We start from the raw sequence: 13857 nt of genomic DNA, 5'->3' as shown, positions 1-13857 counted from the left end.
AGACCGGTGCGCGGCGGCCCGACGGCGCGACCGCCCGCACCCCGCGCCCGCCGCCCCCTGCGGCGCGCGCCCAGCGGCGCCGTGCCCCGGCCGGCGCCGACCGACCGAGGAGGACCATGGCACGCATCGGCACCACCGACCTGAACGTCCTGCCGCTGAACCTGGGCGGCAACGTGTTCGGCTGGACCGCGGACGAGCAGGCCTCGTTCGCCGTCCTGGACGCGTTCGTCGAGGGTGGGGGCAGCTTCGTCGACACCGCGGACGTCTACTCCGAGTGGGGACCCGGCCACGAGGGCGGCGAGTCCGAGGCGACGATCGGGCGGTGGATGGCCGCGCGGGGCAACCGCGCGGACGTCGTGGTCGCGACGAAGGTCGGCAAGCTCAGCACGCGCCGCGGCACCTCCCGCGCCGTGGTCGGGGCGGCGATCGACGACTCGCTGAAGCGGCTCGGCACGGACTACGTCGACCTCTACTACGCCCACGAGGACGACCGCGAGACCCCCCTCGAGGAGACGGTCGCGGCGCTCGGGGAGGTCGTGGCCGACGGCAAGGCCCGGTACGTCGCGGCCTCGAACTTCACGCCCGAGCGGCTGGCCGAGGCGCTGCGGATCGCGGACGAGCTCGGCGTCGCCCGGTTCGTCGCGCTCCAGCCGCACTACAACCTGGTGCACCGCGGGGAGTACGAGGGCCCGCTCCAGGAGCTCGCCGTGCGCGAGGACCTCGGCGTGCTGCCGTACTCCTCGCTGGCCAGCGGCTTCCTCACGGGCAAGTACCGCGACGGCTCGCCGGCCGTGGACAGCCCGCGCGCGGGGTCGGCCGGGCGGTACCTGGACGACCGCGGCCGCCGGGTGCTCGCCGCGCTGGACGCGGTCGCCGCCGCGCACGGCACCAGCGTGACCGCCGTCGCCCTGGCGTGGCTGCGCGTGCAGCCCGGCGTCGTCGCGCCGATCGCCAGCGCCCGCTCCGTCGAGCAGCTGCCCGACCTGCTGGCGGGTGCCCGCCTGGACCTGGCGGACGACGAGGTCACCGCCCTGTCGGACGCCGCCGCCTGACCCGGGGGGCCCGGCGGCGGGCGGGTCAGCCCGCCGCCGGCGCCCCCGCGGCCCCGACCGCCGGCGCGTCCGGCGCCCCGGCGCCCGGCAGCCGGACCGTGAACGTCGTCGACCCGGGCGTCCCGTCGACCTCGATCGTGCCGCCGTGGGCCGTGACCACCGCGTGCACGATCGCCAGCCCGAGCCCCGTCGACCCCGAGCCCCGGTTCCGCGACGCGTCCCCGCGGGCGAACCGCTCGAACAGCCGGGAGCGCAGCGGCTCGGCGATGCCGGGGCCGTCGTCGCGGACCCGCAGGACGACCCGGTCGCCCTCCCGCGCGACGGCGACCACCACGGTCGTGCCGGCCGGCGTGTGCACCCGGGCGTTCGACAGCAGGTTGACCAGGACCTGCCGGAGCCGGTGCTCGTCACCGACCACCGGCGCTGCGGCCGGCCCGTCGTCGTCCGCCTCGTCACCGGCGCCCTCCAGGGCGCGCAGGTCGAGCCGCCAGGCGTGGTCCGGTCCCGCCACGTGGGCGTCGGCCACGGCGTCGACGGCGAGCGCGGCGACGTCCACCTCCTCCAGGTCGAGGTCGCGCCCCGCGTCGAGCCGGGCGAGCAGCAGCATGTCCTCCACCAGCGACGTCATGCGGCGCGCCTCGGACTCCACGCGGCCCATCGCGCGGACGACGTCGTCGGGCAGGTCCCCGGGCAGCCGCTGCACGAGCTCCGCGTAGCCGCGGATCGACGCCAGGGGCGTGCGGAGCTCGTGGGAGGCGTCCGCGACGAACCGGCGCACCTGCGTCTCCGACTCGTGCCGGGCGGTGAGCGCCGACTCGACGTGGCCGAGCATCCGGTTGAGCGCGGAGCCCACCTGCCCCACCTCGGTGGCCGGGTCGGTGTCCTCGTCCGGGACGCGCTCGGGGATGTCGACCTCGCCACGGGCGAGCGGCATCTCGGACACCCGGGTGGCCGTCGCGGCCACCCGTTCCAGCGGCCGCAGCTCGCGGCGCACCAGCACGGTGGCGAGTGCCGCGGCGACGAGCAGGCCCAGCACGGCGACGACGACCTCGACCACGAGGTACTCGTCGACGGTCGCGGTCACGCCGGCCAGCGGAATCGCGGTCACGGAGGTGCTGCCGTCGCCCGACTCCACCGCGATGACGCGGTACGCGCCGAGGTCGGGCAGGTCGACGGTGCTCGGGTCGCCGGCGGGCGTCACGGCGAGCAGCGCGTCGAGCTGGGTGTCGGTCAGGCCCTGCACGTCGCCCGACTCGTCCAGGTAACCCGCCACGAGGGTGCCGTCGGCGGTCTCGAACACGCTCACGGTGCCGACGTCCTGCCCGGGCAGGCCGAACGCGGGCGGGATGCTGCCGCCGGGCTGCTCGCCGTCGCCGGTGCCGTCCTGCGCGCCGTCGCCGGCCCCCGACGTCGGCGCCCCCGAGGGCGCCGGGCCCGGCGCCGCGCCGCGGTCGAGCCGGTCGGGTGCCGCCGCGGCCCGCTGGCTCGCCTCCCGCAGCCGGTCGTCGATCTGCGTCAGCAGCGAGCTGCGCAGCGCGAGCGACGACACCAGTCCCATCACTGTCGCGACGGTCGCGAGCAGCGCCACCACGACCACCACCAGCCGCCGGCGCAGCGTCCACCGGGCACGCGGCGGGCGGCGGGCGGTCACGCGGCGGGCTTCAGCACGTACCCGACGCCGCGGAGGGTGTGCAGCATCGGCTCCCGCCCCTTGTCGATCTTGCGGCGCAGGTAGGACACGTAGAGCTCGACGATGTTGGCCTGGCCGCCGAAGTCGTACTGCCAGACGCGGTCGAGGATCTGCGCCTTCGACAGCACGCGCCGGGGGTTGCGCATGAAGTAGCGCAGCAGCTCGAACTCGGTCGCGGTCAGCCGGATGTCCTCGCCGCCGCGGCTCACCTCGTGCGAGTCCTCGTCCATCCGCAGGTCGCCGACCACGAGCACCGCCTCCTCGCGCTCCGACACCGCGCCGGCGCGGCGGAGCAGGGCGCGGAGGCGGGCGACGACCTCCTCCAGGCTGAACGGCTTGGTGACGTAGTCGTCGCCGCCCGCCGTCAGGCCGGCGATCCGGTCCTCGACGGCGTCCTTGGCGGTGAGGAACAGCACCGGCACGTGCGGGTGGGTGGCGCGGATGCGGCGCAGCACCTCGAGCCCGGACAGGTCGGGGAGCATGACGTCGAGCAGGATCACGTCCGGCTCGAGGGTCCGGGCCTGCTTGATGGCGGCCTGGCCCGTGAGGGCGTGCTCGACCTGCCAGCCCTCGTACCGCAGCGCGGTGGAGAGCAGCTCGGCCAGGGTGGCCTCGTCGTCGACGACGAGGGCCCGCACCGGCTGGCCGTCCGGGCGGGTGAGGGCGTCGCGCTGGAGCGTGGAGGTGGTCATGGCCCGAGCATGGCCGTGCGACCTGGGGCGCCCCTGACGCGGTCCTGTGGGTTTCCTGTGCGTCGCGCAGGTGCGGGCAGGTCCGCCGCTCAGTCCCGCTCGATCACCGAGAGCACGTTCCCGGACGGGTCGGTGAACCACGCGATCAGCGGGCCGCCTCCGCGGAACACCCCGTCCTCGTCGGTCTGGGTCGGCGTGCCCTCGTACCGCTCGAACGCCACGCCCCGGCCGCGCAGCTCGGCCACGGCGGCGGGCACGTCCTCGACCGGGAAGTTCAGCACGGTGAACGAGGCGGGGACGTGCGCATCGCCCTTGGGGTAGAGCAGCACGTCGCGGCCGGCGAGGTGCAGGAACAGCATCCCGTCCCGCTCCTCGGCGTCCAGGCCGAGCACGTCGGCGTAGAACGCCCGGGCGGCGGGCACGTCCGCCACCGAGTAGCCGCTGAAGGACTCGCGGAGATCGAGCATGACGGGCTCCCTCGTCGTCGTCGGTGCCGACCGTGCCCCCAGCGTGCACCCCGGACGGTGCCCGCGGGAAGACCCGGCGAGCCGCGAGGGCTGCCCCACGCGTCATCAGCCGGGGCGTGGGGAACCTCAGAACTGACTACGCCAGGTCGACCCGCTGCCGTCGCAGCGCCCACCACGCCAGTGCGGCCGCGGCCACCACGGCGACATTCAGCCCGGCGGTCACCGGGAGCATCGTCTGGGCGGTCGCGGTCAGGTCCGGCGGCCTGACGATCAGCGGCAGGATCGTCGCGTACTGGCTGATCCCCGAGAAGTCGGTGTCGATGCCCAGCCCCCACACGTAGTCGGGGTGCGCGAGCCGGACGAGCGCCAGCTGGGCCATCCCGACCGCGATCACCACCAGCGTCGCGACGCCGATGCCCGTGATCAGCGCCCGTGTCCGGGACCGCACGACCTTCGTGGCCAGGGCCAGCAGCGCGACCACGGCCAGGAACGCGACGAACGACACCAGGCGCGTGCCGGCGGCGTACAGGACCTGGCCGACGGTGACCCCGGAGCCGTGCACGCCCGCGGCCAGTGCCCAGGACCCGATCTCCACGGCGCCGAGCACGCTCAGCCAGATCAGCAGCGCCCGGCTGCGCAGAAGGACCGCCTGCCGCGCACCGCCCGGCGTGGACAGCAGCAGGTAGTCGTCGGCCGCGTGCAGGACCCGGAACACCTCGTACGCGGCATGGGCCGCCGCGAAGCACCACAGCACGAGCGTCAGGAGGGAGCCGACGATCAGGACGGTCTCCTGCGAGTGCCAGACCACCATCACGATGCCGCTGGTCAGGAGCGTCACGGCGAGCCCGGTGTACACGCCCCGGTACCTGCGCAGCTGGATCATCAGGTCGTCGCCCATCGCGCCGCCACCTCCTGCTTGTAGAGATCCTCGAGCCCCGAGCCCCCGGGCAGATCCGCCACGCGGTCGTGCCTGACCACCTGGCCGTCGAGGAGCATCGCGACCTCGTCGAAGAGGGACCCGACCTCCTGGATGATGTGGGTGCTGATCAGGGTGAGCGAGTCGGGCGGTCGAAGACGGCGCACGAGGTCGACGAGCAGGCCGCGCGTGTAGGGGTCCACCGCGGCGAGGGGCTCGTCCAGCACGTACAGAGGCACCCGCCGCGAGAACGTGAGCGCGACGTGGGCCTGCTCGGACATCCCCTTGGAGAGGTCGCCGACCCGACGGGAACGGTCGAGCCCGAGCGTCTCGAACAGCTCGTCCGCGATCGAGGTGCTGAAGTCGGGGTACCGGGAGCGGAACAGCGCCTCGCACTGCGCCACGGTCAGGAACGGGTACAGGTAGGGCTTGTCCGGCATGAACGAGACGCCGCCCGGAGGGAGGTCGATCCGGCCCCGGTACCGCTGCAGCAGCCCGACCAGGCAGCGCATCAGCGTGGTCTTGCCCGCGCCGTTGGGGCCGAACAGACCGAGCACCTGCCCGGTGGTCGGGACGTCCAGGTCCACCCCGCGCAGGACCGGGCGCCGGCCGAGCCTGACGGTCAGGTCGCGGACGGTGAGGTGGCGCGGGACCTCGTGCATCGTGTCTCTCCCTGGTGGTGCGGTCATGGCAGCAGGTGGGCGAGCATGACGGCCGTCGAGACGACGGCGAGCGCCCAGCTGGCGAGGTGCAGCACGCGGACGACGGTCGCGTTGTCCTTCATGCGCTTCCGCTCGTTGATCCCGAGGGCTGCCAGGAGCGTCTTGTGCCCGTCGGAGCGGAGGAGCGGGAGCGAGTTCGCCAGGAGTCCCGGTGTGTAGACGACGGCGGCGAACGCCAGCGACGGGGCGCCACCACGGAGGCACATGCCCAGGACGACCAGGTTGACGACCCCGTTGACCAGCAGCCCGGACGTGTGCACCGCCACCTTGTCGTTGCGGTGGAGCAGGTGGACAGCGTTCATGCGGACGTACACCGCTGGGAACACGGCGAAGTTGAGCTTGACGCCGATCTTGTCCGGGCGATGCCCGTTGACCCTCAGGGCGACGAGGTGACCGCCCTCGTGCAGGACCGTCTGGACGACGATGTAGATCGCGAGCACGCACCAGTCCCGGAGATGGATCCCCCGGGCGGTCACGGTCGCAGCAGCCGGACCTGCGAGCGCGACGCTCCCGCACACACCGAGGAGGAGGGTCGTCACGTGCAGGCGGAGCAGCGGGGTCGGGAGGCGCGGGGTCGCGACGGCCCACGTCAGGTTGTGCGGCAACGCCTCGCTCGCGACCTCGAACACGTGGCCCGAGGAGCGACGGCGGACGACCGTGCGTGCGCCGAGCCGATACATCTCCAGCTCGTCGTCGGAGTAGCGGTAGCCGGCGCGCGCCGTCACAGCACCGTGCCCTCGTCGGACGGGCGGGTCGAGGACCCGCTCAGCTCGCGGTAGAGGTCCGGGATCAGCTCGGCCACGCCGCCGAGCGACGCCTCGTCCCGGAAGAGCCGACGACACAGGTCGCAGGCGTCGACGAGCGCGACGCCCGGCTCGGGCACCGCGATGCCTCGCTCGCGACAGGCGCGCAGCAGCGGCTCGAACCCGAACCGTCGGATGACCGCGAGCAGGCGGTTGTGCCTGATCTTGCGCTGGGCCTCGGCGATGTCGACCTCGTCGACGTCACCGAGACGGAGAGCCGAACCGAACACCGCCGGAGAGCAGCAGGGGTAGACCTGCCCGTCGAAGTGGAAGACAGGTTCGAAGCCGGGGCACCGCAGCTCGTCGCCGACCTCGTAGTCCCGGATGATCTCGTCCGGGTGGAGCGACTGGGCGGCCCCGACCGGGAGGACCGGGAACTTCGTCACGCGGGTCCGGAGCACCGACTCGCCCAGCTCCGCGAGCAGGGCGTCCGCCGTGTGAGTCCTGGTCACGGCGAGGTTGAGCATGCACGGCAGCTCGACGTGCTTGTTGGCGTCCAAGATGTTCCGGATGCGGCGTACCGGGACGAACGCGGCGTGGAAGTCGTCGTAGCTGACGGTCATCGACGACAGGCCCGCTGAACGGAGCCGTTCCAGCTGCGAGCGGGCGCTCGCGGGCGTCTGTCCCCAGAACCCGTTCGTGACGAGCGTCGAGCGTTTGCCCGCGCCGCTCACTGCTCTGATGATCTCGAACACGAGATCCGGTCGCAGCAGGGCCTCGCCACCGCTCAGGCCGACCTCGTCGACATCCTTGCTGTCGAGGGCCTCCGCGACCAGGGCGCGGATGCGGTCGTCGGACAGGCGGTCCTCGGAGCGGGGTGAGCAGGAGAAGCAGCAGTGGGCGCAGCGCGCGTTGCACCGGGAGTCGATCGTGATGGCGATGGACGGCATGGCGCATTCCCGAGACGGGCTGGCCAGAGCCGTTCAGCCCCGGCCAGCCGCGCGCCTCAGGCTCCGGCGATCCACTTCCCGTTGCCGCTGTTGATGAAGTACCAGAGGTCGTCCTGATCGGCCAGGTCGACGGCGGTGTCGGTGGACTCCAGCGCCGCGAGCGCTGCGTTGCTGCTCATGTTCGGTCATGCCTCTCGCTGTGTGACATGGAGCCATGGGCGGCTTAACTCCGAGTCAGACCGTAGGTGACTCGCGGGATGATGGCTGGGACGAAGGTCGGTTGTCCGCGAACCGTCGTCCTCGGACTCCGGGCGTGCTGGGCGGGTCGAGCCGCCGCCGAACCGGTGGAGGATTCGTGTGCGCGACCCGTGGGGCCCCGGGCGCGGCGACCGGCTCGCCTACCGTGGTGCCCATGCCCCGCCCGACCTCCGCCCCGGCGACTCCGTGGCGCGCCCCCGAGGCCGCCGACGGGGACCCCCGCCGCGTGGCGCCGCCGGCCCGCTGGCGCACCCCGGCGTCCACCGTCCGCCGGGTGGTGGCGGCGCTGGTCGTCGCGCTGGTGGCGGCCGCGGGCGTCGGCGTGACCTGGCGGGTGTTCGTCGGCACCGCGCAGGGCCAGGCGGTCGACCAGGCGTCGCTCGACGGCGCGCACATCGGCCAGAACCGGCTGTGGGAGGTCGCCGAACCGGTGCTGGACGTCGTGTCGGTCGGGTTCATCGCGGCGGCGGTCGTCGCGTGCGCGGTGATCGCGTTCGCCCGGCGGCGCTGGGGCCTGGCGCTGGTGGCGGCGGGCGTGCTGGCCGGGGCGAACGTCACCACCCGGGTGCTCAAGTACTGGGTGCTCGACCGGCCGGACCTGGGCTACGGGCCGGACTTCAACACGCTGCCCAGCGGGCACACGACGGCGGCGGCCTCGGTCGTGGCCGCGGTGCTGCTCGTGGTCCCGCCCCGCACGCGGCCCTGGGTGGCGGTGCTGGGCGGTGCCTACGCGGGTGCCACGGGCGTGAGCACGCTGATCGGCCAGTGGCACCGCCCGTCGGACGTGGTCGCGGGCCTGCTCGTGGTGCTGGCGTGGGGCGCGCTGGCCTGCGCGGTGCTGGCGCTCGGCGTCGACACCGCGGGGGACCGCCGACCGCCGACGGCGGCGCTGCGCACGGTCGGCCGCGGCGCCGGCGCCGGGCGGGCTCCCGGGACCGTCGTGGCCGTCTGGTTGCTCGCCGCGGTGACGGCGCTGGCCGGGGCCGCGGCGGCGGTCGCGCTGCGCCGCACCTGGCTGTCCGACGACCCGGTCGGCAGCACGGCGGCGCTCCTGACGTCGTACGGTGGCGGGGCGCTGGGCATCGTCGCGGTCGCCGCCGCGTCGTCCGGCGCGCTGCTGGTGCTGCGCCGGTCCGCCACCTCGGGGGCGGACCGGGTGGGACCGACGTCGTAGAGTTCCCCCGCACCGGCGGTGACATGCTGTCGCCGCCCAGCACGCCCGGCACCCGGGTCCGCAGTTCGAGGAAGCAGGAGCGCATGTCCGCAGGTCGCAAGCTGGTCATCGTGGAGTCGCCGGCCAAGGCGCGCACGATCGCCGGGTACCTCGGCGACGGCTTCGACGTCGAGGCCAGCGTCGGTCACATCCGTGACCTCCCGCAGCCCAGCGAGCTGCCCGCGGAGATGAAGAAGGGACCGTTCGGCAAGTTCGCGGTCGACGTCGACAACGGCTTCGCGCCCTACTACGTCGTCGACTCGGACAAGAAGAAGAAGGTCACCGAGCTCAAGCGGCTGCTCAAGGACGCCGACGAGCTGTACCTCGCCACCGACGAGGACCGCGAGGGCGAGGCCATCGCGTGGCACCTGCTGCAGGAGCTCAAGCCCAAGGTCCCCGTCAAGCGCATGGTGTTCCACGAGATCACCCGCGAGGCCATCACCCGCGCGCTGGAGAACACCCGCGAGCTCGACGACCGCCTGGTCGACGCCCAGGAGACCCGGCGCATCCTCGACCGGCTGTACGGCTACGAGGTGAGCCCGGTGCTGTGGCGCAAGGTCCGCCAGGGCCTGTCCGCGGGCCGCGTGCAGTCCGTGGCGACCCGCCTGGTGGTGGAGCGCGAGCGCGAGCGCATGGCGTTCCGCGCCGCGGACTACTGGGACCTGACCGCGACGTTCGCGGTGGCGGACGCCGGGGAGCCGTCGTTCGGCGCCCGGCTCGTGCAGCTCGGCGAGCGGCGGGTCGCCGCGGGCCGCGACTTCGGCGACGACGGCGTGCTCAAGGGCTCCGGCGCGTCCCGCCCGGTGCACCTGGACGAGGGCGCCGCGCACGCCTGGGTGTCCGCGCTGGACGGCGCGGGGTACACGGTGCGGTCGCTGGAGACCAAGCCGTACACCCGCCGCCCGGCCGCGCCGTTCACGACCTCGACGCTGCAGCAGGAGGCGAGCCGCAAGCTGCGGATGTCCTCCCGGCAGACGATGCGCACCGCGCAGACGCTGTACGAGAACGGCTACATCACCTACATGCGGACCGACTCGCCCACGCTGAGCGCGCAGGCGGTCGACGCGGCGCGCCGCCAGGCGGCCGAGCTCTACGGCGCCGACCACCTGCCGGACTCCCCGCGCGTGTACGCGTCCAAGAGCAAGGGCGCGCAGGAGGCGCACGAGGCGATCCGGCCCGCCGGCGACGACTTCCGGACCCCGGCGCAGGTCGCGCGCGAGCTGTCCGGCGACCAGTTCCGGCTCTACGAGCTGATCTGGAAGCGGACCGTCGCGTCGCAGATGGCCGACGCGCGCGGCTCGACCGCCTCGGTCCGGATCGCCGCGACCGTCCCGGCCCCGGCGCTGCCCGCGGGCAGCACCGCGGCCGACGGCCCGGCGGCCGGCACGGCGACCGACGCGCTGTTCGCCGCGTCCGGCACCGTCATCACGTTCCGCGGCTTCCTCGCCGCGTACGAGGAGGGGCGGGACGTCGACCGGTACGCCTCCGACGCCGAGGGCAAGGCCGCGGAGAGCGCCAAGGAGACCCGGCTGCCGCAGATGGCCGAGGGCGACCCGGTCACGGAGTCCGACCTCACCGCCGACGGCCACCGCACGTCCCCGCCGCCGCGGTACACCGAGGCGAGCCTGGTCAAGGCGCTGGAGGAGCGCGGCATCGGCCGCCCGTCCACCTACGCCGCCACGATCTCGGTGATCCAGGACCGCGGCTACGTGACCAGCCGCGGCCAGGCGCTGGTGCCGAGCTGGCTCGCGTTCGCCGTGACCCGGCTGCTGGAGGAGAACTTCGACCGGCTGGTCGACTACGACTTCACCGCCTCGATGGAGGAGGACCTCGACGCGATCGCCGCGGGGCAGAAGGACCGCGTCGACTGGCTGACCCGGTTCTACTTCGGCTCCGAGGCCGTCGACGGGCCGGACGGCGACGGACTGCGCGAGCTCGTCGCCAACCTCGGGGAGATCGACGCCCGCGAGGTGAACTCGATCGAGATCGGCGACGGCATCACGCTGCGCGTCGGCCGGTACGGCCCGTACATCGAGGAATCCGGCGGCGAGCCCGGCCCGGACGGCAACCCGCGCCGCGCGTCGGTGCCGGACGACCTGGCGCCGGACGAGCTCACGGCCGAGAAGGCCCGCGAGCTGCTGGAGACCCAGCCCGAGGGCGACCTCGTGCTCGGCACCGACCCGACGACGGGCACGACGATCGTCGCGAAGAACGGCCGGTACGGCCCGTACGTCACGGAGCTGCTGCCGGAGCCCGAGCTCGACCCGGGCCTGTCGGCGGCGGCGAGGAAGCGCGTCCTGGCGGCGGCGCCCAAGCCGCGCACCGGCTCGCTGCTCAAGTCGCAGTCGCTGCAGACGATCACGCTCGAGGACGCGCTGCAGCTGCTCAGCCTGCCGCGCGTCGTGGGCACGGACCCGGAGACGGGCGCCGAGATCACCGCGCAGAACGGCCGCTACGGCCCGTACCTCAAGAAGGGCACGGACTCGCGCACGCTGCCGTCGGAGGAGGCGATCTTCACCACCACGCTGGAGGAGGCGCTGGCCATCTACGCGCAGCCCAAGCGGGGCCGCGGGGCGACCGCGACGCCGCCGCTGCGCGAGCTCGGCGACGACCCGACGTCGGGCAGGCCGATCGTGGTGAAGGACGGCCGGTTCGGCGCGTACGTGACCGACGGCGAGACCAACCGGACCCTGCCGCGGGACGTCACGCCCGAGTCGATCACCCCCGAGCAGGCGGTGGAGCTGCTGGCGGAGAAGCGCGCGTCGGCGCCGAAGAAGAAGCCCGCGGCCCGCAAGGCCGCCGCGCCCCGGAAGAAGGCCGCGGCCAAGAAGTAGCGGTCCTCAGACCTCCAGCACCACCCAGCCGGGCCCCGGGACGTCCACGGACGAACCGGGGCCCGGTCGGGTGCCCGGCACGACGGCCGGGTCGGCGTGCGCCGCCACGGCCGCGCCCGCGGGCGCCGTCAGCCGCCACGGCGTCTCGTCCAGGTTGAGCGCGACGAGCAGCGCGGCGCCGGACCCGTCGGACGCGCGCGCCTCGTACGCCAGCCGGGTGTTCGTCACCTCGACCACCCGGGTCCGGGCGGTGTGCAGCCACGGGTGCCGCCGGCGCAGCCCGAGCAGCGCGGCGTGCCGGTCGTGCGTGGCCCACCCGTCCGGCGCGACGTCGGGCCCGGCGAGGTCGTCCGGTGCCGGCGGGTACGGCGGCCGCACCTCGTCGTCGCCGCCCGCCCGGTCCTCCTTGACGCCGCGGTACGCCTGCTCGTCGCCGTAGTAGATCGCCGGGGTGCCGCCGACCGTCGCCAGCACCACGAGGGCGTGACCCGCGAGCGCGGCGTCGCCGACCCGGCTGGTGATCCGGGTGACGTCGTGGTTCCCCACGAACGTGTACGGGACGAAGTGGTCGAGGAAGCCGTCGTGCCGGCCGAGCGTCCACACCAGCTCGTGCAGGTTCCGCTCGGCGATCGAGGACCAGACGGCCTTCCACAGCTCGTACTGGGTGACCGCGTCGACCCCCGACGCCGCGACGAACGCCGGGTAGTCGCCGTGGATCACCTCGCCCACGAGGTACGCGTCCGGGTGCGCGGCGCGGACCCGGGTGGTCACCTCCGCCCAGAACGCCGTCGGCACCGCGTAGGCCGCGTCGAGCCGCCAGCCGTCCGCGCCCGCGTCCAGCCAGCGGGTCATCACGCCGGCGACCAGGTCGACGACGCGCGGCGAGTCGTGGTTCAGGGTGACCAGCGAGCGGTGGCCCTCGAAGCAGTCCCAGTCCGGCCCGTCGTCGGTCCAGCGGATGCGGAACAGCTCCGCCTCGGGGGAGCCGGGGCCGCCCGCCAGCGCAGCGCGGAACAGCGGGTGCTGGTCGCCGACGTGGTTGAACACCCCGTCCAGCAGCACCCGGACCCCGCGGTCGTGCGCGGCGGCGAGCAGCCGGTCCAGGTCGGCGCGGTCGCCGAGCCGCGGGTCGACCCGGTCGTGGTCGACGGTGTCGTAGCCGTGCGTGCTCGACGCGAACACCGGGCCGAGCGCGAGGCCGTTGAGGCCGAGGTCGACCAGGTAGTCCAGCCAGCGCTCGACGTGCCCGAGCCGGTGCGCGACCGGGGCCCCGGGCCCGGGGGCGGTGCGCTCGGCGCCGGTGAAGCCCAGCGGGTACACGTGCCACCAGATCGCGTGCTGCACCCACGGCGGGGCCATCGGCGTCCTCCCTCGTCAGCGGTGTCCCTGCGACCCTCGCAGGTCGGGGGCGCCCTGTCACGCGGGGGCGTCAGGTGCCGACGTACCGCACCGGCGGCCGACCCGCGCTCCCGTAGCGCGGCGCCCGCCGGCACACGCCCCGGTCCGCCAGGTGCTCCAGGTACCGGCGCGCGGTGACCCGGGACAGCCCGGTCGCGGCGGCCGCCTCGTCGGCCGTGACGCCGTCCCGCGCGGCGCCGACCGCCGCGCGCACGAGGTCGAGGGACTCGCTGGCCAGCCCCTTCGGCAGCGGGTCGCGGCAGGGCGGGCGGAGCGACGCGACCAGGGCGTCCACCTCGCCCTGGTCGGCGAGCGCGCGGTGGCCGGCGGCGGCCGCGCGGTAGGCGGCGTACGCGTCGAGCCGCTCCCGGAGCGCCGCGTACCGCAGGGGGGTCACCAGGTAGTGCACGGCGCCGAACCGCACGGCCGCGCGCACCGCCGCCCGGTCCCGCACGGCCGTCGCGACCAGCACGTCCGGGGCCCCGTGCACGTGGTGCAGGGCGCGGCACACGTCGAGGCCCGGGCGGCCGGGCAGCGCGAGGTCGAGGAGCACCAGGTCGACCCCGCCGCGCACGGCCCGGGCGAGCGCGGCGTCGCCGTCCGCGGCCAGCCCCACGGTCCGGAAGCCGGGCACCCGGTCGACCAGCACGCGGTGCTGCTGGGCGGTGGCCGGGCGCGCGTGCGCGACGAGCACCCGCAGTGCGCCGGGCGCCGCGGCACCGGGCGCGGCCACCCGCGCGGCCGCCGGTGCGGCCCCGGGCGGGCGCGGCTCGGGCGACGCCGTCCTCGCCCCGCCCCCGCCGCGGCGCGGGGCGGAGGGGCGGTCGGCGGCCGGCATGCGCCCAGTCTCGGGGCCGCGCGCCACCCACCCACCCGCGCTGAGTGGTCCGGGGCACCCGGGTGAGGGGCGCGGCACGGCGCG

General features: G+C 74.7%; 13 protein-coding genes. 3 read left to right on the top strand and 10 right to left on the bottom strand.

What is annotated here, in order from left to right:
• Positions 1 to 116: 116 nt before the first annotated feature.
• Positions 117 to 1052, top strand: coding sequence for an aldo/keto reductase (locus FS882_RS00250; protein WP_158369658.1), 936 nt, complete (start codon positions 117 to 119; stop codon positions 1050 to 1052).
• 25 nt (positions 1053 to 1077) lie between these two features.
• Here FS882_RS00250 and FS882_RS00245 read toward each other — a convergent pair whose 3' ends face one another.
• The 8 genes from FS882_RS00245 to FS882_RS21475 all read right to left on the bottom strand — a co-directional run bounded on the left by FS882_RS00245 (position 1078) and on the right by FS882_RS21475 (position 7411).
• Positions 1078 to 2703: a sensor histidine kinase gene (locus tag FS882_RS00245; RefSeq protein ID WP_262347959.1), complete on the bottom strand. Its 1626-nt coding sequence runs from the start codon at positions 2701 to 2703 to the stop codon at positions 1078 to 1080.
• Positions 2700 to 3434, bottom strand: coding sequence for a response regulator transcription factor (locus FS882_RS00240; protein WP_158369656.1), 735 nt, complete (start codon positions 3432 to 3434; stop codon positions 2700 to 2702). Before FS882_RS00240 ends, FS882_RS00245 begins: the two co-directional genes overlap by 4 nt.
• 89 nt (positions 3435 to 3523) lie before the next feature.
• Positions 3524 to 3901, bottom strand: a complete 378-nt coding sequence (locus tag FS882_RS00235) for a VOC family protein (protein ID WP_158369654.1) — start codon at positions 3899 to 3901, stop codon at positions 3524 to 3526.
• A 136-nt stretch (positions 3902 to 4037) separates the two neighbouring features.
• Positions 4038 to 4799, bottom strand: coding sequence for a hypothetical protein (locus FS882_RS00230; RefSeq protein ID WP_158369652.1), 762 nt, complete (start codon positions 4797 to 4799; stop codon positions 4038 to 4040).
• Positions 4784 to 5479, bottom strand: a complete 696-nt coding sequence (locus FS882_RS00225; RefSeq protein WP_187365050.1) for an ATP-binding cassette domain-containing protein — start codon at positions 5477 to 5479, stop codon at positions 4784 to 4786. The genes FS882_RS00230 and FS882_RS00225 overlap by 16 nt, the downstream gene beginning before the upstream one ends.
• Positions 5480 to 5502: 23 nt before the next feature.
• Positions 5503 to 6264 carry a hypothetical protein gene (locus FS882_RS00220; protein ID WP_158369649.1) on the bottom strand — a complete coding sequence of 254 codons (762 nt, stop codon included), beginning with the start codon at positions 6262 to 6264 and terminating at the stop codon, positions 5503 to 5505.
• A complete protein-coding gene (locus FS882_RS00215; RefSeq protein ID WP_158369647.1) occupies positions 6261 to 7232 on the bottom strand; it encodes a radical SAM protein in 972 nt (323 codons plus the stop codon). Before FS882_RS00215 ends, FS882_RS00220 begins: the two co-directional genes overlap by 4 nt.
• Positions 7233 to 7288: 56 nt before the next feature.
• Entirely contained in the window at positions 7289 to 7411 is a 123-nt protein-coding gene (locus tag FS882_RS21475; protein ID WP_262347958.1) for a hypothetical protein, read from the bottom strand.
• A gap of 233 nt (positions 7412 to 7644) precedes the next feature.
• Between FS882_RS21475 and FS882_RS00210 the strand changes: the two genes are divergently transcribed.
• Together FS882_RS00210 and topA are read left to right on the top strand one after the other, a co-directional pair.
• Positions 7645 to 8664 carry a phosphatase PAP2 family protein gene (locus FS882_RS00210; protein ID WP_158369645.1) on the top strand — a complete coding sequence of 340 codons (1020 nt, stop codon included), beginning with the start codon at positions 7645 to 7647 and terminating at the stop codon, positions 8662 to 8664.
• Between the two features lie 83 nt (positions 8665 to 8747).
• The gene (gene topA, locus FS882_RS00205; RefSeq protein WP_158369643.1) at positions 8748 to 11537 is read left to right on the top strand and encodes a type I DNA topoisomerase; all 2790 of its coding nucleotides are present in this window, start codon (positions 8748 to 8750) and stop codon (positions 11535 to 11537) included.
• A gap of 6 nt (positions 11538 to 11543) precedes the next feature.
• On the opposite strand, the gene FS882_RS00200 is transcribed toward topA, so the two are convergent.
• Positions 11544 to 12896: an alpha-amylase family protein gene (locus tag FS882_RS00200; protein ID WP_158369641.1), complete on the bottom strand. Its 1353-nt coding sequence runs from the start codon at positions 12894 to 12896 to the stop codon at positions 11544 to 11546.
• Positions 12897 to 12966: 70 nt separating this feature from the next.
• Entirely contained in the window at positions 12967 to 13773 is an 807-nt protein-coding gene (locus FS882_RS00195) for a response regulator (protein WP_158369639.1), read from the bottom strand.
• Positions 13774 to 13857 lie beyond the last annotated feature (84 nt).

Origin of the sequence: Cellulosimicrobium cellulans (genome assembly GCF_007679345.1) — a bacterium.
Taxonomy (GTDB): Bacteria; Actinomycetota; Actinomycetes; order Actinomycetales; family Cellulomonadaceae; genus Cellulomonas; species Cellulomonas cellulans_A.
The sequence above is the reverse complement of the archived record's forward strand: the minus strand, read 5'-3'. Positions and strand labels throughout refer to the sequence as shown.